The sequence below is a fragment of the Fulvivirga maritima genome, assembly GCF_021389955.1.
In the GTDB taxonomy this organism is placed as follows: Bacteria; Bacteroidota; Bacteroidia; order Cytophagales; family Cyclobacteriaceae; genus Fulvivirga; species Fulvivirga maritima.
Map to the genome: position 1 here is coordinate 519,341 of NZ_CP089980.1, position 22,746 is coordinate 542,086.

Sequence of the window (22,746 nt, forward strand, 5' to 3'; positions counted from 1 at the left end):
ATCACAAATGAAAAAAATATTTGGCAGCGCGCCAATAGAATTTAAGTTTTTTAATCCATATTTTCGCAAGCAAAAGTTTTTATCATGTCTACAGATATCGGATATACTATTGCGGCCAAGCTTTTGGATATAGAAGCCATTAAACTCAACCTTGATGATCCTTTCACCTGGAGTTCTGGCTGGAAATCACCTATTTATTGTGATAATCGCCTTTCTTTATCATATCCAGAAACAAGAACCTTAATAAAAGAGGCCTTAGCTAACACCATAAAAGAAAATTACCCAGAGGTAGAAGCCATAGCAGGTGTAGCCACAGCAGGAATTCCTCAAGGTGCATTAGTGGCTGAGGCGCTAGGAGTACCTTTTATATACGTGAGATCTAAGCCCAAAGGTCATGGAATGGAAAACATGATAGAGGGCAAAATCACCGAAGAACAAAAGGTAGTAGTTATAGAAGACCTGGTATCTACCGGAGGCAGCTCCCTGAAAGCCGTAGAAGCCCTTAGAGAAGCTAAAATGGAAGTACTGGGCATGGCTGCCATATTTACTTATGGATTTGATGTAGCCACTGAAAACTTCAGCAATGCTGACGTGCCTTTAGTATGCTTAAGCAATTATGGATTATTAATTGAAGAAGCCTTAAAAAGAGGATATGTAAGTGATGACCAGATTGAATCTCTTAAAGAATGGAGAAGCAACCCTGGTAGCTGGAGACAGTAATCTAAAATTTCTCTTCTACCCCAAGACCAAACAGGGCAAAGTCATATTTAACAGGGTCTTCAGCATCAAACTTTTTTAGGTGAGCCGTTAGTTCTACTGCGGTTTGCCAATCAGTTTGCTTTCTGGTAATAAGGCCCAGTTTTCTGGCCACTCTATCTACATGTAAATCACAAGGACAAACCAGCTGGCTGGGCTTAATCTTTTCCCAAAAGCCAAAATCCACTCCTTTATTATCTTTTCTGACCATCCAGCGCAAAAACATATTGATGCGTTTGCAGGCAGACTTTCTTTCGGGAGTAGCTATGTGCTTTCTGGTACGCTGAGGCGCATCTTCAAGGCTGAAAAACTGATTATGAAAGTTCTTGAGCCCTGCCTCAACAGTCTCATCATCTTCACCCAAGCCAATTAAAAAGGCCTCTTCTAATGATTCATGCTTTTCATAAAAGCTTCTGAAGTATTCTATAAAATATAAAGTATCAGTAGCATTAAAAGTGCGATGTTTAAAGGCAAGAAACCTCTTCAGATCACTATCTTCATGATTCATTATAAAATCATAAGGAGCATTATCCATCAAAGCAAACAGCTCCTTGCATTTATTGATAATAGTAATGCGTTGCCCCCAAGCCAGTACAGCAGCAATAAAGCCTGAGATCTCTATATCTTGCTTATTTTTATACAGATGAGGGATAGATACCGGATCATTAATAATAAAACCCGGCTGATTATACTCCTCCACCTTAGTATCTAAAAAATGCTTTAGCTTTTCAGTATCGGCTATATTCAAAATCTACTGAGGGATGTATGAAACAGAAACACGAAATTTAGGATCTATAGCTCCCAAACGATCATACGCTGACTTAGATATTTTAATAAGGACATTTTCATTCACTCCAGTATCAGGCAGTTTACCCATCACCCTTACAAACACCTCTTGCCCGTTCATTTCATTTCTTACCTTCATTATTGTACCTATCTTGGCCGTTCTGTGTAAGGCCAGGTATTTACGGGTATTTTCAGAACCCTCTATAAGCTGAGCATTTCCTGACTCTAAAACCTCTTTTTTAAATGTGGTTTCCCCTTCTGATACTGAGGAACTGGTAGCTGTACTATCCTTTTTGCGGTTTACTGTAGGAAATTCATTGCTGCTGGTGGTGGTAGATTCATCCACCTTCAGCTGATCTGAAAGGCGTAATACAGGCCTCTGCGCTACTACTTCCTGAGTTACCGCTCTGGCAGATATTTTACCTACAATTAACTTCTGACCTACGCTAATATTATAATCAGGAAGATCATTCCATTTTGAAAGATCTTGCAGGGACACATCATATTTCTTTGACAATGAATATAACGTCTCGCCGGCTTCTACCACATGCGTATTTTCTTCCACTTCGCTTGAAGATGGCTGAGTAACTACTCTCTCTCTATCTACAGCAGGAGCAGATTGTTTAATGATTAACTCCTGACCTATATCCAATATATTGTCTTTTAAGTTATTCCAACTTTTAAGGTCATCAATACTTACATTATACTGTCGAGAAATAGAATAAACCGTTTCTTTTGGCTTTACCACGTGTATAATTTGCTCTGGCTTTTTACCTGGATCATTAGCTACTACTGCTGTCTCCTTTTCAACTTCCCTAACTGGTGCCGCAGGGGTATCCTTAGGCTTTGAAGCTACCAGTTTTGCTTTGGATTTTTCATAAGGAATCTTCACTATCTGCCCTACTTCCAAACCAAACTCTACAGGTGGGTTTTGCTTAATAATATTGTATATAGAAACATTATATCTTCTAGACAAAGAATATAAAGTTTCGCTATTCTCCACTTTATGAAGAATTAATGTTTTGCCATTCGTCTTTTCTACCCCTACAGAATCTTTAAGACTAAGAAATTCTGCATGAGCAATAGAACTAAAACCGATAAGCGCAACTATTAAAAAATATTTCATTTATATCTACTTCTTTTTAACAGATAAATAACAATCCGATGTATAAAATATTATACGTCAGCCATCAATAATTGATATACAAAAAGCTCAGAATTCTCTTTTACAAAGATAAGCTGGTCATCATAAATGAAGAAAGTATCATCTGCAATTCCCGGCAGGTCTTTACCAATAACTTCTTGCAAAAGGAGATTTCCTTGCCTGTCCATTACCACCAAATTATTCGTTAAACCCTTATTTTCAGCATAATAATAAGAAATTATTACAAAAGTTTCATTTTCAAAATAGTGAACACCTTTCTCAGACTCTATTTGCCACTTTTTTTGTATGAATTTATGTACAGTTTCAAAATGCTTTGTGTTTTGCTGATAGTAAAACGGCTGAACTATTGATTTATTTCGATGTTCATCATCAACTATTGAACCAACTTCATTACCAGAAACCAGACCAAGCGTAAGTTGTTCTTCCTTGCCCTTTATTTCGAACAAAAGTCTATCATTCACCGCTTTAAGCAGTCTTACATCTTCTTGAGTCCAAATTACTTTTTCAGCACTAATGGAATACGAAAAAAAATCCTTGTAATCAGGATTATCCTTCCCTCCGTAAGTGTAAAACAAAGCATTATCATTATGAATATGCGCTGCACTAATCCACCAGTTTTCCTCAAAACGCAGGCCTTCAAATACAAATGCCTCTTTATTTAAATCGAGCAAACTATATTCTACCACGAACTGATCCGGATGCCGCACCTCTATTAGTAATGACTGGTCTGAGGATGAAATGATATTCCAAACTTTACCTTCAAACAAATATGAAAAATTAAGATTGAGCTTTCTCACATGCTGATTTATTTGTTATTTTATGCAAAACTACGGCATTAATAAGTCTAAAAAAGTGATATTAAAAAAGATATACATTCTGGCAGCTTTCATAGCGCTAACTACTGCTCCGCTACTCTGCTCTGCCCAAGAAACTGAACCTGATAAGGTGATGGTTATGAAAATAAGAGCAGAAATAGACCCTCGTATGAATAGGTACGTGGAGCTGGCACTAGAACATGCTACCGAGATAGAAGCTGACTATGTAATTGTAGACATGGATACCTATGGAGGTGCCGTAACTGATGCTAAAGACATCGTAGAAAATATCATGAATTTTGAAAAGCCAGTCTGGGTTTTCATTAATAAAGATGCCGCTTCAGCAGGCGCGCTAATCTCCATCAGCTGTGACAGTATTTACATGGCACCCGGAGCTAATATTGGTGCTGCCACAGTAGTCACCTCTGACGGCGCAGCGGCCCCGGATAAGTACCAATCTTATATGCGGAGTACTATGCGCTCAATTGCTGAAGAGAATGGCAGAGACCCAAAAATAGCTGAGGCTATGGTAGACCAATCTTTAGAAGTAGACAGTGTTTCAAAGGCAGGACAGGTAATCACTTTTTCTACTACAGAGGCTATTAAATACGGATTCTGTGAAGGCAAGGTAAATAGCATTAGTGAAATTTTAGAAAAAAACGGTGTAACCAATTATACCATAGACGAATATGAACTGGGAGCCACAGAAAAGATCATATCTATTTTCTTAAATCCCTTTATTAGCGGAATTCTCATCCTGGTAATTATCGGCGGTATATGGTTTGAGTTACAAACTCCTGGCGTAGGCTTTCCTATAGCCGCTGCTATACTGGCTGCCATATTATATTTTGTACCCTATTACCTCAATGGCTTGGCAGCTAACTGGGAGATAATATGCTTTGTCATAGGCATAGTACTTATAGCCATGGAAGTATTCGTTATACCTGGCTTTGGCGTGGCTGGCGTGCTGGGCATTACCTTCACCTTAGGATCATTAATATTAGTAATGCTAAATAATGACATATTTAATTTTAGCTTTGTAGGAATAAATGACCTCTTGGTAGCAGTCACTGTAACCTTAGGTGCATTTCTGGGGAGCTTGATATTGCTTTTTGTAGGTGGGGTTAAACTCACGGAATCAAAAGCATTTGCAAGCATAGCGCTCACTGATACCATGGATAAAAAAGAAGGATATACGTCTAACTTCAAAACAGAATCAATGGTAGACAAAAAAGGTGAAGCGTATACCGTATTGCGCCCCAGCGGTAAAGTGATAATTGAAAATGAGATTTATGATGCCTACACACGAGGCGACTATATTTCTAAAGGAGAGAAGATAATAGTGACTAGTGATGAGGGCACTTCCTTAAAAGTGAAATTAGATCAATGAGAATACTGGGAATTATTCCTGCCAGGTACGGCTCCAGCCGCTTTCCGGCAAAGGCTTTAGCTGATATAGGTGGCAAAACTATGGTGCGTAGGGTATATGAGCAAGCTCTCAAGGCCTCTATGATCACAGATGTAGTGGTAGCTACTGACCATGATGATATTTATAATGAAATCACCAATCATGGAGGTAAAGCTGTCATGACTCGCCAAGACCATGAAAGCGGCACTGACAGATGCTTTGAAGCATTGAATAAGCAAGAGCAGCAGTATGATTATGTGATCAACATACAGGGAGATGAGCCTTTTATAGATCCTGACCAGATCAATTTGATAGCTCAAATGCTGGATGGCCAGACAGAATTAGGCACCCTGATAAAAGCAATTGATAGCAAAGAAGACTTGTTCAACCCTAATGTGGTTAAAGTTATTTTTGACAAAAACCAAAAGGCCATATATTTCAGCCGCAGCCCGCTTCCACATAACAGGCAGCATACAAGTGACCAATGGCTGGATCAGCACAGGTATTTCCGCCACATAGGCATCTATGCTTATAGAACAGATATATTAGAGAAAATCACCCAGCTTGAGGTATCCTCTCTGGAAAAGGCTGAATCCCTGGAACAACTTCGCTGGATAGAAAACGGATATAGTATAAAAGTAGCAGAAACAGAACATGACTCTATTGGCATAGACACGCCTGAGGATCTGGATAAACTACAGCCATTTTTAAAATAACAAGCTTTTTATACAGATGTCTTATCTTTCAAAGAGAAAGGTTATATGCCTTTGTTTATTGTTTTTTATACTTTTCTCCCTTTCGGGGAAGGCGCAGTTTAGGGGTAGCGGAAATAAAGTGGTTAGCGCCGAATTTCTGGGTGGATTTATATTAGAGCATAAACCACAGATTGCTCATTTAATAACCAATCATCCTGTAGGGGTAAGACTAACTTTTGATAGACAAACATTTGGAGATAAAGCCTGGGAGCAGCGTTTTAACTTTCCTGATATTGGCTTCACCATGGTTTACATAGATTATAAAAATGACATAATCGGTGAGTCCATTGCTTTTATTCCGCACTATAAGATTTTCCTTAACAAAAACAGAAAATCTAAAAATCTGGTTAGCTATAAAATAGGCCTTGGTGTGGAATACAACTCTAACAAGTACGACAAGGAGACTAATAACAAAAATAACCTATTAAGCACAGACATTAACGTAGCTGCCATTTTGGAGGCAACCTACCAGAGAGAAATCACTAAAGAGCTTTTCCTAAGAGGTTCATTATCAATTACTCACTTCTCTAATGGATCATTAAAAAAGCCTAACTCAGGTATTAATATCGTATCTGGCAATGTAGGTGTGGCTTATAACATTAACTACGAGCCCAAAGAATACATTTACGCTGAAGAAAAAGCCATAGAAAGAACCATTGGATTTACCTCCACCCTATCCGGAGGCATACATGCTTACTCTAGAATAGGAACTGGCGAGCATCCTTTTTTCACTTTTACAGGAGTAGTAGACAAAAGGCTTAACCATAAAAGCGCCATAGGAGTCGGATTTGACTGGTTTGGATCATTATCTATGAAAGAAGATATAAAGTATGACTGGCGGCTCATGGATGAGCCTGACACCCCTAGCTGGATGAGAGTGGGCGTGAATATTAGTCATGAGTTATTTGTTAGCAGACTATCAGTAATAACACAAGTAGGCTATTATGTCTTTGACGAATATGATTATTTCGGCAAGATTTACCTTCGCGTGGGCTTGAGAAGATACTTCAATAAACATCTATACACTTCTTTTTCACTTAAAACGCATGCTGCCAAGGCCGAAGCCATTGAATTTGGTATAGGATGGAGATTTAAATAAATATCATGTTTAGCAAATCACTAGTTATAACTTTTTTATCGTTCGCACTATTTATGCAATGCGATAGTGAAGATGCCCCTGATTGCTTAAAAAAGGCAGGAGAACAGACTTCTATTGAGCTAGAGGTTGATCATTTCAACACCTTATACATTAACAATGAGCTCAATGTTGTTATCACTCAAGCTCAATCACAAAGTGTAACACTTACAGTGGGCCAAAACCTCATTAATGACATAGACTACTCTGTAACCGATGAACGCTTAACTATAAGCAATGAAAGTGGCTGTAAATGGGCTCGAAGTTATGACTTCCCCACACTTCATGTCGCCACTCCCAACCTCACTTCTATCGTCAATAATGGAGCAGGAACTATAAGCAGCACAGACATACTCAATTTTGAATCAATAAGCATTTCATCTGAAAACAGAAGTGGAGATTTTGTTTTAAAATTAAACTGTGGGTACCTGGGAGTAGTTAATAATGATGTAGCCAATTATTATATTTCAGGAGAGTGTGATCAGTTTCGCATATTCTTTGCTTCAGGAGATGGCAGGTTTGAAGGCGAAGACCTTAAAATCAGAAATGCCAATGTAACCAACCGTGGAAGCAATGATATTATTGTTAATGTAACGGATACGCTTACAGGGGAAATCCTTTCGGCAGGAGACATTGTAATGAGAAATTCAAAACCCGACTACATTGACATTAACATCAACAATCTGGGACGATTAATAGATGAAACAAATTAATATGGAAAAAATAATTATCATTTGTAGCACCAACAGAGTCGATTCTATGTCATATCAAATCTCTCTATTATATCAAGAGGTTCTAAAAGATATGAATGTAGAGAGTGAGATTTTAGACCTAAAGGAGCTTCCTTCAGATTTTGCTTTTTCAGCACTATACGAAAACTCTGGCCAAAACCATGATTTCAATCCTTTCAGGGAAGTAATGCTAGAAAATAATAAGTTTGTTTTTATAGTACCGGAATACAATGGCTCTTTTCCCGGAGTTTTAAAGACCTTTATAGACGGTCTTCAGTTCCCAGACAGCTTTACTGACAAGAAATGTGCTATGGTAGGAGTATCATCAGGTATACAAGGGGGAGGAATGGCGCTTAGCCATTTAACGGACATTTTTAACTACTGCGGCATGCATGTGTTAGCCCAAAAGCCAAAACTATCACATATAGACAAGCATTTTCAAGATGGCAGCATGGTAAATGAACTATACTCCACACTGATAAAAGAGCAAGCCGAAAAGCTAATAAAGTTTTAAACAAAAAAGAGGCCGTTAATTAACGGCCTCTTTTTTGTTTATTTTCCTAGAGCTTTTTTCATGGTCTCTCCAATATCAGCAGGAGATGCTACCACGTGTAAGCCACACTCTTCCATAATTTTCATTTTGGCAGCAGCAGTATCATCAGCACCACCAATGATAGCACCAGCGTGCCCCATTCTCTTTCCTTTAGGAGCTGTTTGTCCAGCAATAAAGCCTACTACAGGCTTAGGATTGCCTTGTGACTGAATCCATCTAGCAGCCTCTGCCTCGTAATTACCACCAATTTCACCGATCATCACAATAGCGTCTGTCTCATCATCTTCCATCAGCAATTGTACTGCTTGCTTAGTACTGGTACCTATGATAGGATCACCACCAATACCGATAGCAGTAGAAACACCAAGACCTGCTTTCACTACTTGATCAGCAGCTTCATAAGTCAATGTTCCTGATTTAGATACAATGCCTATTCTTCCTTTTTTGAAAACAAACCCAGGCATGATACCTACTTTTGCTTCTTCAGGAGTAATAACGCCAGGACAGTTAGGTCCTACCAGCACTACATCTTTATTACTGATATACTCTTTTGCAGTTACCATATCCTTAGTAGGAATACCTTCTGTTACTGCAATAATCACTTTTATACCTGCATCAGCCGCTTCCATAATAGCATCCGCTGCAAATGCTGGCGGTACAAATATGATTGAAACATCGGCACCAGCCTGATCAACAGCATCCTGTACTGTGTTAAAAACCGGCTTGTCCAAATGTGTTTGGCCACCTTTGCCAGGAGTTACACCTCCTACTACATTGGTACCATACTCTATCATTTGGCCTGCATGGAATGTGCCCTCAGAGCCTGTAAAACCCTGAACTATAACTTTGGAATTTTTATTTACTAAAACACTCATGGATCACATGTTAAAATTTGCACAAAAATAGAATATTATATGGCTTTCGCAAAGTCTTAGCACAAGCATTAACCATTATAAAAAATCATTTACTTCTAATATTTTCTAGGATTTTACAAACCTTAAATATTTAATATCGTACATACTGTTAGATTCATATTTAAGGATACAAAAAGAAAAAAGTTAGTTTTTTTTATAGTTCAGGTTACAAAAATAAAAGGCTGCCAAATGGCAGCCTTTATTGATTACTTCACTTTTACATTTTACTTGTAAATAAACTTCAAGGTTTCTGCATCTTCTCCTGAAAGAACCCTTACAAGATTAATTCCTTTAGGCACATTAGAGTAGGCATGAAGATCAATGGTAACTTCTTCACTCTCTCCTATAGATTTACTAAAAGCTTCATCCATATATACCCTACCACTGATGTCCATCAACTGAACAGTAAAGTCACTCAAATCAGTTTTCACTTTTACATGCAGTATATCATTAGCAGGATTTGGATATAATGAACTCTTCTCATCAGTCTCTAATTCATCTCTCACTTCTAAAGCCATAGCATCAGATGCTCTGCGAGCCGTGTTAGAAGATGATTTTACGAATTTAACAGCATCAGCCACTACATAACCATTAGTCCCTGCATTTCTTATAGCTACTTCAGCATCACCATTAAATTCATAAGTACCTAAAGACACCCAAGCACCATCATTTATTCTCTGATTTCTATATACTGTAGTGCTGCCACCTGCATGTGTGATATCGAAGGGCACATTTGAAGCTCTATTTTCAAAGGCAAACCACCAGCCGAATACTTCGTAAGTACCAGAAAGTGATGTCTTGAACTCAGACGTAGAGTTTCCTTTACTACTATTTCCATCATGGTAATAGTTATCATCATATTTTGAATCCCCAGCAGCACTTAAAGTCCAAGATCCTGATCTGCTGAACTTACCACTCGTATTGTCAATTATTTCCTGATTAGGACTATTGTCAACTACATCACCATTAGCATCATCACCTGCTGGTACAAATTTGATAGCATCAGCTACTACATAACCATTAGTGTTAGCATTGCTTAATGTCACTGAGCTTGCTCCATTAAAACTATAAGTACCTAACAACACCCATTTAGCTCCTTCTGTACGTTGATTTTTAGTGACAGTGCTAGTACCATTAGCATGGTTGATAGTAAAAGGCGCGTTAGTAGCACGATTATCGAAATCCCACCACCAGCCATACACATCATAAGATCCAGCAGTTAAAGAAGCGCTAAAAGTAGCTGTTTTGTATCCTTTACCACTATTATCATCATGGTAGTAGTTGTTTCCATATTTTTGGTCACCACCTGAAGAACTAAGGCTCCAGTTACCAGATTTTGAAAAACCATTATCTGAGTTATCTACTACTACACCTTCACCTACTTCATTATCACCAGGATCAGCATCTCCTATTTTTCTAAACTTAACAGCATCAGCAATAACATAACCATCAGTATTAGAATTGCTCACTACCACTTGAGCAGAAGAACCGAAAGTATATGTACCTAAAAGTGTCCATCTGCTACCTGATGTTCTTTGATTTTTAATAACTGTAGAAGTACCATCAGCATGTGAAATAACAAAAGGTGTTTTAGAAGAGCGATTAGAATGCTCCCACCACCAACCGTACACTTCATAGATTCCTGGCTCTAAAGAAGTTTGGAAAGTAGCTGACTGATTACCTTTATTGGTATTATTATCATGTCTATAGGTAGTTTTGTATTTAGACTCTGAACCTGATGTGCTCTCTACCCAACCAGAAGTAAAAGAGGCCGCTTTATCATCCACTATTACTTCAGTAACATCTTCTTCCTCATCATCACCCGGATCTTCAAAGCCACCACCTGTTAAAGAGTGACTTAAGAACCATTCATATATATTAGGATCTTGATAGGTATGCCCTAAGTTATATGCTTTGTCCCAAGTGCTAGCACCATGAGTTCCTCCTTCATATATAGTAAATAGAGGATCTGTTTGAGGATCGGCTGATATTAATTGACTTACCATGTATTCAGCCGTTCTTAAAGGAATAGCATTGTCATTTGTACCATGGAAAACCCAGGTAGGTATATCTCTTTCTGCTACCTCATATACTTTATTAGGATCACCGTCTGCCGACACAGGGGCTATGGCAGCAAACATATTATTGGCATTATCATCGTTATAACCGGCTTGCCATGAGCCTTTCCCTCCCATACTTACACCAGTTACATAAACCTGATTTGCATTAATAGGGTAGTTCTCTACCGCAAATCTTGCAAAAGGCATGATGTCACGCTCATACCCCCAACTATTAGTCTGAGGACACAATACAATGAAACATTGTTCTTTTCCACCTAGATTCACACAAATGTCAGCGCCATTATTAATCAATTTTGCAATACCATTTCTCTTAATTTTGTCTAATGAAGATGGAGAACCATCTCCACGTTCACCTGAACCGTGAAGAAAAATGATAACAGGATACTGCTTAGCAGGGTCGTAATTCGGAGGTAGATACTCTAAGTACCCAGTGCCGTTATCGGCCCTCTTAGGGGTTAGCCTCTGGCCAAATGACACAGAGCAAAATGAAAATAATACACATAGCAACAAACCAACTCTAACACTTTTAAGATTTTTACAATTTTTCATTCTAAAAATTTAAACCACACAAACTTTTTTACTCTAAACTGAGTGCAATTTTAGTCAGAGGGCTGTTTTGTTGCAACCACTAAATAATTAGTCGCATTTATTAAACATAAATTGTAATATAGATCGATGAGCTGCAAGAGGTAAAAATTCAGTAGTAAAATATCCACAAATACGTGGAAAAATTACACATCAAACGTAAGATTATCAGTCATTTAAGTGTGTAATTATTTCTACACTATTAGATGATTTGAATATTAATTTCAATCGTTTCCGTTCAATGTCACCTTGCTTAAGAAATATTATTATAATACAATAATGTATCAATATTTTAACTATCAAATTATTTGATATTTAGACCAAAATACTAATCCATGATCTTATCTTTGCGCCTCGTTTTAATCTCAAAAAAATATCAATTATGAAAACATGGTTTTCCTGTAAAGTTAAGTATGGTAGAGAAACGGATGAAGGCTCATTAAAACAGGTAACAGATGCTTACCTCATGGATGCGGTGTCTTACACTGATGCAGAAACCCGTGTGCATGATGTGATTGGTCGAGAGCTACCTGGTGAATTCGCAGTGACTCAAATTAGTAAAACTAATATTGCAGAGGTTATCAATTATGAAGACTCTGAAACCTGGTATAAATGTAAGGTTGCCTATAGTGCTTTAGACGCTGACAGCGAAAAAGAGAAGAAAATAAACACTTATTTATTAGTTTCCGCTGACAACGTAAAAGAGGCCTACGAGCGTACTGAGAAGCACTTTGACAGCATGTTGGTACCTTATGAAATCCCATCAATAACACTTACTAACTTTGTGGAAGTATTCCCATACAACGGTGATGACATTCCTAGCAACTTTAAGCCAGTAAGTGAAGTGCCAAACTTCCAATATGAAGAAGAGGAAGATGAGGATCTTGAAGAAGACGGCACAGATTTAATAGACAAAAATACGGGTGAAGTTATATCATCATCTCTTGAAGCTGACAATGAGGACTTAGAAGAAGATGAAGAGGTAAGCCTGGATACACAGTCAGAAGAGGAAGAGGAAGACGAAGAAGATTTAGAAAGTGACGATCTGGAGGAAGATGAAGACGAAGATGACGAAGACACTGATTCTGAAGAAGATAATGATCAATTAGAGGAAGATGAAGAAGCCGAATCTGAAGAAGAAGACGAGGATTTAGACGAGGATGAAACAGAAGAGGATCTTGATAAAGGACAAAGTTAATTATACAATATCATCTGGTGGTGTTTTCACCATCAGATGTTTTCCTTTTAGCGTAGATAACAGTCCAAAAGAAAATGAAAAGGTACTTCTACGCCATCACTAAATCAATGCTCTTTTTACTTCTTCACTATACTTTGGTATAGCTCCAGGCTGAGAAGCGACAAAAGCCCCTAAGGCATTAGCCGTTTTAGAAGCCACCAAAATATTGCCTGTTTTAAGAAATTTGTATACAAAGCCTGCACTAAAAGCATCTCCGGCTCCCACTGTATCCGCTACTTTCACCTTATAGCCGGGAATAAATTCCAGCACCCCGTGCCGGTAAATGTAACTCCCCTTTTCTCCAGCTGTGATAAGTATTAAACCTATATCAAATTGATCCACCACTTTAGCGCAAAACTTCTTCATACTTAACGATTGTTGAAAAAGAAGGTCTGAAAGCATCATCACCTCTCCGTCATTCAACTTAAGGATAGTACACATATCCATTGAATCACTTATGATAGTACGATTATAGCCATCCTTGCGCAGGTTTACATCGTAAAAAATATGTTTAAACTGATTCTGCTCCACAAGAGTTTTTAGCGTAATTTGACTCAAATCATTTCTTTGAGCTAAAGAACCAAAATAGATAAGATCAAAGTGATATTTATAAATTTCGCTATCATATCTGATAAAATCATAAGCCACTGGTCGGTGAATTGTATATTCTGGCTGTCCATTGGTAAGCTTAACATTAACAGTACCAGTAGCATGCTGTTCATCTTGCTGCACAAATTGAGTCCCCACCCCTAAGGACTCCATTTGTTCGAGAGCCCTATTTCCTAAATCATCATCTCCGACTTTGGAATACATGTAACCTGGCAGTCCGCACTGAGCAATGTGCGCAATAAAATTCAAAGGCGCTCCTCCTAAATATTCCTTTTTCGTCTATAATGTCAAACAGTATCTCTCCAAAACTCAAAATTTTCATGATCTATTCCCTTTAGAGCATTAATTGTTACATTTAATAACGTCCGCGCATATTAACGTGCACTATTAATATATAACAAATCAGAAAAATAAATATCTATTATAGATCATTTTCTCTTGGTAGAGGCTCTTACCAAAAGTTCTGTTCTGAGCATTACCGTCTCCGATTTCACTACATCTTTATATTGATTTTGCTTTAAGACTTGCTGAGCGGCCAATTTGCCCATTTCAATAGCAGGATGGCTCACGGTAGACAGCTGCGGATCAATAATAAGAGATACCGGATCATTATTAAAACCCATCACTGCCAAATCCTGAGGAATTTCTATCCCCTGACCCTTTGCATACTGAATGATGCTCACAGCAGCTGTATCATTCACTGAAAAGATGGCATCTGGCGGGTTATCCATAGAAAGAAAATGTTCCGCTATTCTAAAACCTTCTTCAGCATTAAGTAATTCACTATGAAGAATATATTCTTCTTTAATGGGTATATTATGTTCTCTCAGCGCGGCCAGATAACCATTTTCTCTTTCTCTGTAAATATTTCTATGCTGAGAACCACAAGCCAGTGCTATTCTTTCACCGCCCTGCTCTATTAAGTGCTCTGTAGCCATAAAACCGGCAGAAAAGTTATCTATCACCACCTTATCAGAGTTAAGCTCGTCTGTAACCCTATCCACAAATACCACTGGAATATTATTTTTAATAAACTGGCTGAAATGATCGTAATTCTGTGTTTCCATAGCTAAAGAAACTACCAAACCACTAATCCGGCTATCATACAAGGCCCGAGCATTGGCCACTTCATTATCAAAACTATCATGAGATTGAGAGATAATAACATTATAGCCGGCCTTATTAGCCTCCTCTTCAATACCACTTATCAATGATGAGATAAAAGGCCTATTGATCCATGAAATGATAACTCCTATATTATTAGTACGATTGTTCCTCAAGCTGGCCGCTATACTATTAGGTCTGTAGCCTCGCTTTTGAGCAACCTTCTTAACTTCTTTGATCATTTCCTTACTTATACTGTAATGATCTTTCAAAGCCCTGGAAACGGTAGATGGAGATACTTTCAATTCATTGGCTATATCATAAATTGTAACTCCCTTTTTATTTTTCATTTCTCCATCATTTTTGTGATTGCCATCCATTGCAATGAACAAGCTTCTTAATTAAACCTCTTTCGATAGAGATTATTATTAAAATCAATATACTAAAAAATTACGCAATCGATTGTGTAATCTATCTATTCTTTTTACCTTGTAGCTATAAGTATATCCAAATCGTTTAAAAACATTGTCATAGTAAGCGTAATTGACATCTACAATCGCTCATAGACAATAGGTTAAAACCGGAATTAATATTAGTTAAATTCCGGTTTTTTGAAGTTAAACCTAACCCAATTTATTATGGGCGGTAATATCTTTTTACACAACCGGTTGCGTTTTCCTGTAAGCGCAGCCTATTTTTGAATAACCTTAAGGGTAACATAATAATCAACACACTCCATGTCAGATTTTAGTATTAAAGATAAAGTAGCAGTAATCACGGGAGGCTCCGGGGTACTGGGCAGTAATATAGCTGAAGGTTTTGCTAAAGCCGGCGCCAGGCTGGTCATTATTGGTAGAACAGAGCACAAGGTGAAAGAAGTGGTTGAAAAACTCAAAGCCTTGAACGCGGAAGCCATAGGCCTCACTTGCGATGTATTAAACAATGATGCTTTAAAAACAGCGGCAGCTGATATTTTAAGCCAATATGGAAGTATCGACATACTCATTAATGCTGCAGGGGGAAATACCAGTGGTGCAACTTTACAACCAGATCAAGAAGTATTTGATCTTAAGACTGAAAATTTAGATGAAGCCGTAAAACTTAACCTCAATGGCACCATTTATCCATCACTCATTTTTGGAGAGATAATGGCAAGAAAAGGCTCAGGGTCTATCATTAATGTATCTTCTATGGCAGCCTATTCAGCCATTACCCGAGTACCCGCGTATACCGTAGCCAAATCAGGTATCAATGGTTTCACACAATGGCTCGCTTGTGAAATGGCCAGCAAGTACGGTGACAAGATAAGAGTAAACGCCATAGCTCCGGGGTTTTTCATAGGCGAACAAAACAGAAAGCTACTTATTAAGGAAAATGGTGAACTCACTGAAAGAAGCGAAAAAATCATTAACAAAACACCAATGGGGCGATTTGGAGAAATCACAGAACTAAACGGCATTGTTCAGTTTTTATGTTCTGATGCCGCCAGCTTCATTACTGGTACCGTCATTCCGGTAGATGGTGGGTTTAGTGCTTTCAGCGGAGTGTAAGTTCACTCCGCTTTATTATTTTCTGCTATTAATTAGTATCCGAACACATCTGGAAGCCACAAGCTCAGCTGCGGAACGTAGGTAACAAGAATTAGAACCAATAACATAGCTACAAAAAGCGGCAGCAATGGTTTTATAACCTTTTGTATTGAAGTCTTGGCTACCCCTACTCCTACAAAAAGTACAGATCCTACCGGCGGTGTACATAGCCCGATACACAAATTAAGCACCATCACTATTCCAAAATGAATAGGATCCATGCCCAGATCTTTTACTACAGGTAGAAATATAGGTGTAAAAATCAGTACGGCAGGTGTCATATCCATAAACACTCCTATAAAAAGAAGTATCATGTTAATGATTAGAAGTATCACAAACTTATTATCACTGAGCTGAAGTAGTGCTTCACTAAATGATTGTGGAATATCAGCATAAGCCATAACCCATGACATACTCATGGAAGTACCTATAAGTAGAAGAACGATACTAGTAGTTAAAATAGACTTAATGAAAATATCAAAAAACCGCTTTCTATCCATTTCACCATAGATTAGGGAAAGAACAAAAGTATATAACACTGCCACACCAGAAGCTTCGGTGGCGGTAAATATACCGGTGACAATTCCTCCGATTACCACCACTAACAGGAGTAGACTTGGCAAAGCATCGAAAAACTTTAGTATTAAATCTCTTAAAGTAGTTCTGGAACCTGTCGGGTAATTCTTCTTTTTGGCCCAGTACGCTGCCACTGCCATAAGCACCAAGCCAGTAATAATGCCCGGGATATAGCCCGCAAGAAAAAGGGCTGTTATAGATGCTCCGCCACTAGCTAATGAATACACAATCAGAATATTTGACGGAGGAATAATTAGCCCTGTAGTAGCGCTGGTAATATTAATGGCCGCTCCAAACTCTCTGGGATACCCTTCTTTTTCCATCCTGGGGCCTAAAATACCTCCAATGGCAGAAGCAGCTGCAGCTGCAGATCCTGAAATAGCGCCAAATAACATGGCTCCGATAATATTAACATAGGCCAATCCTCCAGGAAAAGAACCTACCAATGCTTTAGCAAAAGCAATGAGCCGATTGGCAATCCCCCCTTGATTCATAATTTGCCCGGAAAGAACGAAAAAAGGAATGGCTAATAAAGCAAAACTATCCAGCCCGGTAGCCATTCGCTGTGCCACCGTAGTAAACGCCGGAACAGAATCTATAGAAATGAGCATAGTAAAGAGAGTGGACAAACCTATACTCCAGGCTACAGGCAGCCCTAAGCCTAGAAATATGAGAAAGGTAACTACGAGTATTAGAACTTCAATGGCCATCGGAAATGTTTTTTGGAGAAATAATTTCTGCTATTTTGTAAATAAGAACAAGCACACCGCTAATAGGAATGATTGCATAAATCACCGAAAGTGGAATATTTAATGCGGGAGAGCTCTGAGAGAGCTTATAGGTAATATATACCAGACGACCACCTCCTAAAATCATAGCGGTAAAAGCAAAAATGCTAATCAGTATGTTTTGTAAAATTTTTAAACGTACCTGCTGCTTTTCATTTAATTTATCTGACAAAAGGTTAATTGCTAAATGCCTCCCTTGTCCGGAAGCATAGGCGGCTCCTAAAACACCTATCCATATTAAAAGAAATCTGGCCAGCTCATCAGTAAATGAACTTGGAGAAACTAATATATATCTGGAAAACACCTGCCATAATACATCGAGCACCATGACTACCATAAGAATTACCAGCACATAGGATAAGCCTTTATTTATAACCTTTATCATTTCGTATTCTGGATTTGTTGGATCAAACTATTCATTCGGGCCTCAGAACCATAGGTATCATACATATCTTCTACCCTGGAGCTGAAAAGCTTTTTATCAGGATAAATCACTTCTACTCCGGCCGCTTCCACAGCATCAATAGCATCTTTTTCTGCTTTTTGCCATAAGGTACGCTGATATTCTACTGACTCATCTACCGCCTCTTGCACCCATTTCTTCTCCTGATCAGACAGCTGATCCCAAACCACAGTACTCATAATCAGCACATCCGGCAAATAGGTATGTTCATCTATTGTATAATATTTACAAACTTCATAATGATGTGAGAGATAAAAACTAGGAGGATTATTCTCAGCTCCATCTACAATGCCTTGCTGAAGTGCAGTATACAATTCACCCCATGAAACCGGTGTAGGTGATCCGCCCAGTGCTTTCACCATATCTATAGAAGTAGCACTTTCCTGCACCCGTATTTTTAGACCTTTGAGATCTTCCGGAATATTAATAGGTTTGTTTATAGTATAAAAACTGCGACTACCGGCATCATAATAAGCCATACCTTTTAGCCAGTATTGTTTTCCTTCTACTAATAAGTCCTGCCCCAAATCACTATCTAAAACATTGTAATAGTGCTCTCTATCTCTAAATAAAAAGGGCAAACCAAACACTTTCATGCCGGGAGCAAAATTCTCTAACACACCCGTAGACACCTTGGTCATACCCAAACTACCAATCTGAAGAAGTTCCAGACATTCTCTTTCAGTACCCAGCTGTTGACTAGGATAAATATCAATATTTAAACTGCCATTAGATTTCTCCTCAACCCTATCTGCCATGAACTCCATAGCTACATGCACAGGGTGTGATACATCCAGCCCATGAGCTAACTTGATAGTTTTTACATTACCTTTCTTTTCACAGCCCATTACGAGCGCCAGTAAAAGGCAAATTATCACTTTTTCAATCGTTTTCAGTTTATATATCATAGCAAATGTGTCTAACTGAATATTTTACTTCAATCGATTTCATAATCCACAATATAGTTGTGCAATCGATTGTACACAAATATATAATTTAAGAAATGATAAAAAAATAAAATTTAATTTCTATAATTAGAAAACGATTTATTTTCATGTTCAATGACTAATATTAAAAATTACAATCCTTTGCTGAATTTAACACAGTGGTTTATTTCCGTTTACGCAATCGATTGTTTAAATTAATAAAAATATATCATACTTAGAAATGAATAACGCTAGCATTCTAAATATTTATTCAATAAGTTTTCTTATTATTTTCATATCATTATCTTCTTCTTGCAAGAAAGAATCAAAAGATACCTCCTTAACTTCAGCTAATGACAGCACTATGGGACTTAAAGATTACTATAAGGACTACTTTCCTATTGGCGTTGCGGTATACCCTGAAGCTTTTGATGGTGAGCAATCAAATTTAATTACTACTGAGTTTAATAGCATGACGCCTGAAAATGTCATGAAAATGGGGCCAATACATCCGAAACCTGACACTTATTATTGGCAAGACGCCGACAAAATAGCTGCTTTTGCACAGCAACACAATATGAAACTGAGAGGTCATGCCTTATGCTGGCATCAGCAAACACCGGATTGGATTTTCACTGATAGCTTAGGCGAAACCATTTCTAAGCAGGCTTTACTACAAAGATTAAAGGAGCATATCTTCACCGTGGTAGAAAGGTACAAAGGAGCAATTTACGCCTGGGATGTAGTAAATGAAGCCGTAGCAGACGATTCCACTAAAATCTATAGAGACTCTGAATGGTACCAGATCTGCGGTGAAGAATTTGTAGCTAAGGCCTTTGAATATGCGCATGAGGCCGATCCTGAGGCCAAGCTTTTCTATAATGACTACAATATAGTAAGGCCCGAAAAACGACGACGGGTTTATCAGTTTCTCAAAAAGCTTATTGATCAGGGAGTGCCTATTGACGGGGTAGGCATACAAGGTCATTGGTCAATATTTGAACCAACAGAAAATGAATTAAGAGAGGCCATAGAAACCTATGCTTCACTGGGCTTAGAAGTACAGATTACTGAACTGGATGTTTCAATCTACCCTTGGGAAAAGCATGTGCGAGAGAAAAAAGAAGGTGAACATGATGATTACACTCCGGAGCTCCAAAAGCAGCAAAGCGACCAATATGAAATGTTTTTTAGAGTTTTCAGAGAATATAAAGACACCTTAACCGGCGTCACTTTCTGGAATATTTCTGACAAGTACAGTTGGCTTGACACCTACCCTGTACCTGGTAGAAAAAACTACCCGCTATTGTTTGATCAAAATCTTCAGCGTAAACAAGCCTATAAAAAAGTTGTTGATTTTTATGAGGAAGAATAATTACCAAGATTAATACCATGAATATATCTAACCTAAACGGAACCGTACAACTAAAAAATGGCCTGCCCATGCCCTATTTCGGACTCGGCGTGTATAAAGCCAAAGGTGATGAAGTAGTGCAGGCAGTAAAACACGCTTTATCTACCGGCTACAGAGCCATTGATACAGCGGCCATGTACAAAAATGAAAAAGATGTGGGCCACGCCATCACCTCCTCTTCCATAGATCGGGAAGAAGTATTCGTTACCAGCAAAGTCTGGAATAGTGATCAGGGTTATGACTCTACCATAAAGGCATTTCAGCTCTCATTAAGCGAGTTAGGCTTTAGCTATCTTGATCTTTTTCTAATTCACTGGCCAGTAAAAGGCAAATACAAAGAGACCTGGAAAGCCCTGGAAACACTTTATGAAGAAGGTAAAATAAAAGCCATTGGGGTAAGCAATTTTCTAACAGATCATCTAGAAGATCTTTTCCAAGATTGTAAAATAAAGCCGATGGTTAATCAGTTTGAGTTTCACCCCAAGTTGATTCAACAAGACCTGATTGATTTCTGCCATAAAAATGAAATAAAAACCCAGGCCTGGAGTCCGCTCATGCAAGGAGATTTGAATAATGAAACGCTAAAAGCTATTGCTGCTCAATATGATAAAACAGTAGCTCAGGTGATTTTAAGGTGGGACCTTCAGAAAGGTATGGCTACAATTCCCAAAAGTAGCACTCCATCCAGAATTGAGGAAAATGCTAATATCTTCGACTTCCAATTATCTGATGCAGATATGGGAAAAATTGAAGAATTAAATCAAGATAGAAGGTTAGGTCCAAACCCTGCCAACTTCAATTTTTAGTACACTCAACCCTCCTACTTCTTGGGATAATTTATTTTAAATTCAAAAAAACAAACGGTTGTTTCTTATTTTGATAATAATACAAATAATAAGCTATTTTACAGCTATTTAATAAACGCAATCGTTTGCGTAAATTGATGTAAATGATTATTTTGAAGTTGAATATTACGCAACTACAAACCAATCATGAAAAGGACAAATTACATTTTTTTACTCTTCTTCATCATGCCTCTTTTTTCTTGTGGAGATGATGACTCTTCGGAGCCACAAGAAGAAGATACCAGTCACAACTATCAGATTACGCTTAATCCCGCCACTACTTATCAGACTATTGCAGGTTTTGGGGCTGCCAATGGCGTATTTAATCTTTCTTTATACCCTACTACGGCAGAAACACAAAAGGCTTTTGGTTTAGATGACGGAGAAATGGGCCTCAGCATATTCCGTATTAAGCTGCCCTATGATTCAGATGATTGGGAACGGCTCATTGCTCCTGCCACTGAAGCACAGAAGTATGGCGCTAAAATACTGGCCTCTCCGTGGTCTCCTCCTCCTGCCTTAAAAAGCAATAATGATCCTGTAAGAGGATATTTACTGCCAGAAAATTATGATGAATACGTAACCCATCTTAATAGTTTCATAGATTATATGGAAACCAACGGAGTGGATTTACATGCTATCTCTATACAAAATGAACCTGACTGGGAGGCTGAATATGAGTCTTGCGATTGGAGCTCTACCCAAATGATCAACTTCCTGAGTAACCATGGGGCAGATATAGATGACCGGGTAAAAATAGTAGCTCCAGAATCACTAAATTTTGATCAGGGTTTTACAAATGCCTTATTAAACAATGATGCCGCTGCTGCCCAACTCGATATAGCTGGTGGACATTTATATGGTGGCGGATTGGCTGCTTTTCCTATTGCAGAACAAAAAAACAAAGAAATCTGGATGACAGAATATCTCCTCAATCTGGAGGAAGGAGACTGGAGAAGTGCTTCTGAAAACACAAAATGGCAAGAAACGCTCAACATGCTCAATTCTGTGCATGAAGCGATGACTTATAACTGGAATGCCTACATATGGTGGTATTTAAAAAGGTATTATTCGTTTATTGGAGATGGAGAGCAAGGCACCACCAGAGGCACCGTAATGAAAAGAGGCTATGCCTTCGCCCACTTTTCTAAGTTTATAAGACCGGGCTATCAAAGAATAAACTTTGAAGAAGATACTTCAACCGGGCTTGACATCACTTCTTATATGGAAGATGATAAATTGGTAATGGTAATCATTAACCCTACCGGCACCTCGGCTTCAGACATAGCTATTGCAGCGGAAGGCATGGATTTCTCTACAGCCATGGCCTATACAACCACTATTAATGAAAATATGACCGAGCAAACACTGGAGATATCTGATAATATGGCCATTGTTAACATTACTGGTAGCAGTGTTACCACTATTATACTAGAATAAATATTGGAGCTGTCTCAACAGTAACTTTTAAGTCAGAAGACTCTCTCTGATAGAGCCACTACTTTTGAGAC

General features: G+C 38.2%; 21 protein-coding genes. 11 read left to right on the forward strand and 10 right to left on the reverse strand.

Features of this window, described 5'->3' with window-relative positions; all coding sequences use genetic code 11:
- Positions 1-84: 84 nt before the first annotated feature.
- The gene (pyrE, locus tag LVD15_RS02250) at positions 85-720 is read left to right on the forward strand and encodes an orotate phosphoribosyltransferase (RefSeq protein WP_305038978.1); all 636 of its coding nucleotides are present in this window, start codon (positions 85-87) and stop codon (positions 718-720) included.
- Position 721: 1 nt separating this feature from the next.
- On the opposite strand, the gene LVD15_RS02255 is transcribed toward pyrE, so the two are convergent.
- From LVD15_RS02255 to LVD15_RS02265, 3 genes are read right to left on the reverse strand one after another with little or no spacing between them, the layout of a single operon-like run.
- A complete protein-coding gene (locus LVD15_RS02255; protein ID WP_233778667.1) occupies positions 722-1,504 on the reverse strand; it encodes a TIGR02757 family protein in 783 nt (260 codons plus the stop codon).
- A gap of 3 nt (positions 1,505-1,507) precedes the next feature.
- Positions 1,508-2,668 carry a LysM peptidoglycan-binding domain-containing protein gene (locus LVD15_RS02260; protein ID WP_233778668.1) on the reverse strand — a complete coding sequence of 387 codons (1,161 nt, stop codon included), beginning with the start codon at positions 2,666-2,668 and terminating at the stop codon, positions 1,508-1,510.
- Positions 2,669-2,718: 50 nt separating this feature from the next.
- On the reverse strand, positions 2,719-3,504 hold the full coding sequence (locus tag LVD15_RS02265; protein ID WP_233778669.1) for a DUF4905 domain-containing protein: 786 nt from the start codon (positions 3,502-3,504) through the stop codon (positions 2,719-2,721).
- A 22-nt stretch (positions 3,505-3,526) separates the two neighbouring features.
- On the opposite strand from LVD15_RS02265, the gene LVD15_RS02270 reads away from it, so the two are divergent.
- Genes LVD15_RS02270 through LVD15_RS02290 form a run of 5 tightly spaced genes read left to right on the forward strand, consistent with a single transcriptional unit; the run spans position 3,527 to position 8,065 of the window.
- Positions 3,527-4,912 (forward strand): NfeD family protein, encoded by a 1,386-nt coding sequence (locus LVD15_RS02270; protein ID WP_233778670.1) that lies wholly within the window; start codon positions 3,527-3,529, stop codon positions 4,910-4,912.
- Positions 4,909-5,646 carry a 3-deoxy-manno-octulosonate cytidylyltransferase gene (kdsB, locus tag LVD15_RS02275; RefSeq protein WP_233778671.1) on the forward strand — a complete coding sequence of 246 codons (738 nt, stop codon included), beginning with the start codon at positions 4,909-4,911 and terminating at the stop codon, positions 5,644-5,646. Before LVD15_RS02270 ends, kdsB begins: the two co-directional genes overlap by 4 nt.
- 58 nt (positions 5,647-5,704) lie before the next feature.
- Complete coding sequence (locus tag LVD15_RS02280) at positions 5,705-6,784, forward strand: acyloxyacyl hydrolase (RefSeq protein ID WP_233778672.1); 1,080 nt, start codon at positions 5,705-5,707, stop codon at positions 6,782-6,784.
- A 53-nt stretch (positions 6,785-6,837) separates the two neighbouring features.
- Positions 6,838-7,533 (forward strand): head GIN domain-containing protein, encoded by a 696-nt coding sequence (locus LVD15_RS02285; protein WP_233778673.1) that lies wholly within the window; start codon positions 6,838-6,840, stop codon positions 7,531-7,533.
- 1 nt (position 7,534) lies between these two features.
- The gene (locus LVD15_RS02290; protein ID WP_233778674.1) at positions 7,535-8,065 is read left to right on the forward strand and encodes an NADPH-dependent FMN reductase; all 531 of its coding nucleotides are present in this window, start codon (positions 7,535-7,537) and stop codon (positions 8,063-8,065) included.
- A 38-nt stretch (positions 8,066-8,103) separates the two neighbouring features.
- Here the strand turns inward: LVD15_RS02290 and sucD are convergent, their stop codons facing one another.
- Both sucD and LVD15_RS02300 read right to left on the reverse strand, forming a co-directional pair.
- On the reverse strand, positions 8,104-8,979 hold the full coding sequence (sucD, locus tag LVD15_RS02295; protein ID WP_233778675.1) for a succinate--CoA ligase subunit alpha: 876 nt from the start codon (positions 8,977-8,979) through the stop codon (positions 8,104-8,106).
- Positions 8,980-9,242: 263 nt separating this feature from the next.
- Positions 9,243-11,648 (reverse strand): golvesin C-terminal-like domain-containing protein, encoded by a 2,406-nt coding sequence (locus tag LVD15_RS02300; protein WP_233778676.1) that lies wholly within the window; start codon positions 11,646-11,648, stop codon positions 9,243-9,245.
- A 418-nt stretch (positions 11,649-12,066) separates the two neighbouring features.
- Here LVD15_RS02300 and LVD15_RS02305 point away from each other — a divergent pair, with 418 nt between their 5' ends.
- Positions 12,067-12,882, forward strand: coding sequence for a DUF4494 domain-containing protein (locus LVD15_RS02305; protein WP_233778677.1), 816 nt, complete (start codon positions 12,067-12,069; stop codon positions 12,880-12,882).
- Between the two features lie 99 nt (positions 12,883-12,981).
- Here the strand turns inward: LVD15_RS02305 and LVD15_RS02310 are convergent, their stop codons facing one another.
- Together LVD15_RS02310 and LVD15_RS02315 are read right to left on the reverse strand one after the other, a co-directional pair.
- Positions 12,982-13,779 carry a PfkB family carbohydrate kinase gene (locus LVD15_RS02310; protein ID WP_233778678.1) on the reverse strand — a complete coding sequence of 266 codons (798 nt, stop codon included), beginning with the start codon at positions 13,777-13,779 and terminating at the stop codon, positions 12,982-12,984.
- 179 nt (positions 13,780-13,958) lie between these two features.
- The gene (locus tag LVD15_RS02315; protein WP_233778679.1) at positions 13,959-14,984 is read right to left on the reverse strand and encodes a LacI family DNA-binding transcriptional regulator; all 1,026 of its coding nucleotides are present in this window, start codon (positions 14,982-14,984) and stop codon (positions 13,959-13,961) included.
- Positions 14,985-15,371: 387 nt separating this feature from the next.
- Between LVD15_RS02315 and LVD15_RS02320 the strand changes: the two genes are divergently transcribed.
- Positions 15,372-16,184, forward strand: a complete 813-nt coding sequence (locus LVD15_RS02320; RefSeq protein ID WP_233778680.1) for an SDR family oxidoreductase — start codon at positions 15,372-15,374, stop codon at positions 16,182-16,184.
- A gap of 32 nt (positions 16,185-16,216) precedes the next feature.
- On the opposite strand, the gene LVD15_RS02325 is transcribed toward LVD15_RS02320, so the two are convergent.
- Genes LVD15_RS02325 through LVD15_RS02335 form a run of 3 tightly spaced genes read right to left on the reverse strand, consistent with a single transcriptional unit; the run spans position 16,217 to position 18,958 of the window.
- Positions 16,217-17,509 carry a TRAP transporter large permease gene (locus tag LVD15_RS02325; protein ID WP_233778681.1) on the reverse strand — a complete coding sequence of 431 codons (1,293 nt, stop codon included), beginning with the start codon at positions 17,507-17,509 and terminating at the stop codon, positions 16,217-16,219.
- The gene (locus LVD15_RS02330; RefSeq protein ID WP_233778682.1) at positions 17,499-17,972 is read right to left on the reverse strand and encodes a TRAP transporter small permease; all 474 of its coding nucleotides are present in this window, start codon (positions 17,970-17,972) and stop codon (positions 17,499-17,501) included. The genes LVD15_RS02325 and LVD15_RS02330 overlap by 11 nt, the downstream gene beginning before the upstream one ends.
- The gene (locus tag LVD15_RS02335; RefSeq protein WP_233778683.1) at positions 17,969-18,958 is read right to left on the reverse strand and encodes a TRAP transporter substrate-binding protein; all 990 of its coding nucleotides are present in this window, start codon (positions 18,956-18,958) and stop codon (positions 17,969-17,971) included. Before LVD15_RS02335 ends, LVD15_RS02330 begins: the two co-directional genes overlap by 4 nt.
- 259 nt (positions 18,959-19,217) lie before the next feature.
- On the opposite strand from LVD15_RS02335, the gene LVD15_RS02340 reads away from it, so the two are divergent.
- From LVD15_RS02340 to LVD15_RS02350, 3 genes are all read left to right on the forward strand, one after another.
- On the forward strand, positions 19,218-20,351 hold the full coding sequence (locus LVD15_RS02340; RefSeq protein ID WP_233778684.1) for an endo-1,4-beta-xylanase: 1,134 nt from the start codon (positions 19,218-19,220) through the stop codon (positions 20,349-20,351).
- 17 nt (positions 20,352-20,368) lie between these two features.
- A complete protein-coding gene (locus tag LVD15_RS02345; RefSeq protein ID WP_233778685.1) occupies positions 20,369-21,196 on the forward strand; it encodes an aldo/keto reductase in 828 nt (275 codons plus the stop codon).
- 186 nt (positions 21,197-21,382) lie between these two features.
- Positions 21,383-22,675, forward strand: coding sequence for a glycoside hydrolase (locus LVD15_RS02350; RefSeq protein WP_233778686.1), 1,293 nt, complete (start codon positions 21,383-21,385; stop codon positions 22,673-22,675).
- Positions 22,676-22,746: the final 71 nt, after the last annotated feature.

Bases quoted from the DNA above. Each gene is read 5' to 3' on its own strand.
- pyrE (WP_305038978.1), top strand. From the start codon at position 85: ATGTCTACAGATATCGGATATACTATTGCGGCCAAGCTTTTGGATATA.
- LVD15_RS02260 (WP_233778668.1), bottom strand. From the start codon at position 2,668: ATGAAATATTTTTTAATAGTTGCGCTTATCGGTTTTAGTTCTATTGCT.
- LVD15_RS02270 (WP_233778670.1), top strand. From the start codon at position 3,527: ATGCAAAACTACGGCATTAATAAGTCTAAAAAAGTGATATTAAAAAAG.
- kdsB (WP_233778671.1), top strand. From the start codon at position 4,909: ATGAGAATACTGGGAATTATTCCTGCCAGGTACGGCTCCAGCCGCTTT.
- LVD15_RS02285 (WP_233778673.1), top strand. From the start codon at position 6,838: ATGCAATGCGATAGTGAAGATGCCCCTGATTGCTTAAAAAAGGCAGGA.
- LVD15_RS02290 (WP_233778674.1), top strand. From the start codon at position 7,535: ATGGAAAAAATAATTATCATTTGTAGCACCAACAGAGTCGATTCTATG.
- sucD (WP_233778675.1), bottom strand. From the start codon at position 8,979: ATGAGTGTTTTAGTAAATAAAAATTCCAAAGTTATAGTTCAGGGTTTT.
- LVD15_RS02300 (WP_233778676.1), bottom strand. From the start codon at position 11,648: ATGAAAAATTGTAAAAATCTTAAAAGTGTTAGAGTTGGTTTGTTGCTA.
- LVD15_RS02305 (WP_233778677.1), top strand. From the start codon at position 12,067: ATGAAAACATGGTTTTCCTGTAAAGTTAAGTATGGTAGAGAAACGGAT.
- LVD15_RS02315 (WP_233778679.1), bottom strand. From the start codon at position 14,984: ATGAAAAATAAAAAGGGAGTTACAATTTATGATATAGCCAATGAATTG.
- LVD15_RS02320 (WP_233778680.1), top strand. From the start codon at position 15,372: ATGTCAGATTTTAGTATTAAAGATAAAGTAGCAGTAATCACGGGAGGC.
- LVD15_RS02325 (WP_233778681.1), bottom strand. From the start codon at position 17,509: ATGGCCATTGAAGTTCTAATACTCGTAGTTACCTTTCTCATATTTCTA.
- LVD15_RS02330 (WP_233778682.1), bottom strand. From the start codon at position 17,972: ATGATAAAGGTTATAAATAAAGGCTTATCCTATGTGCTGGTAATTCTT.
- LVD15_RS02335 (WP_233778683.1), bottom strand. From the start codon at position 18,958: ATGATATATAAACTGAAAACGATTGAAAAAGTGATAATTTGCCTTTTA.
- LVD15_RS02340 (WP_233778684.1), top strand. From the start codon at position 19,218: ATGAATAACGCTAGCATTCTAAATATTTATTCAATAAGTTTTCTTATT.
- LVD15_RS02345 (WP_233778685.1), top strand. From the start codon at position 20,369: ATGAATATATCTAACCTAAACGGAACCGTACAACTAAAAAATGGCCTG.
- LVD15_RS02350 (WP_233778686.1), top strand. From the start codon at position 21,383: ATGAAAAGGACAAATTACATTTTTTTACTCTTCTTCATCATGCCTCTT.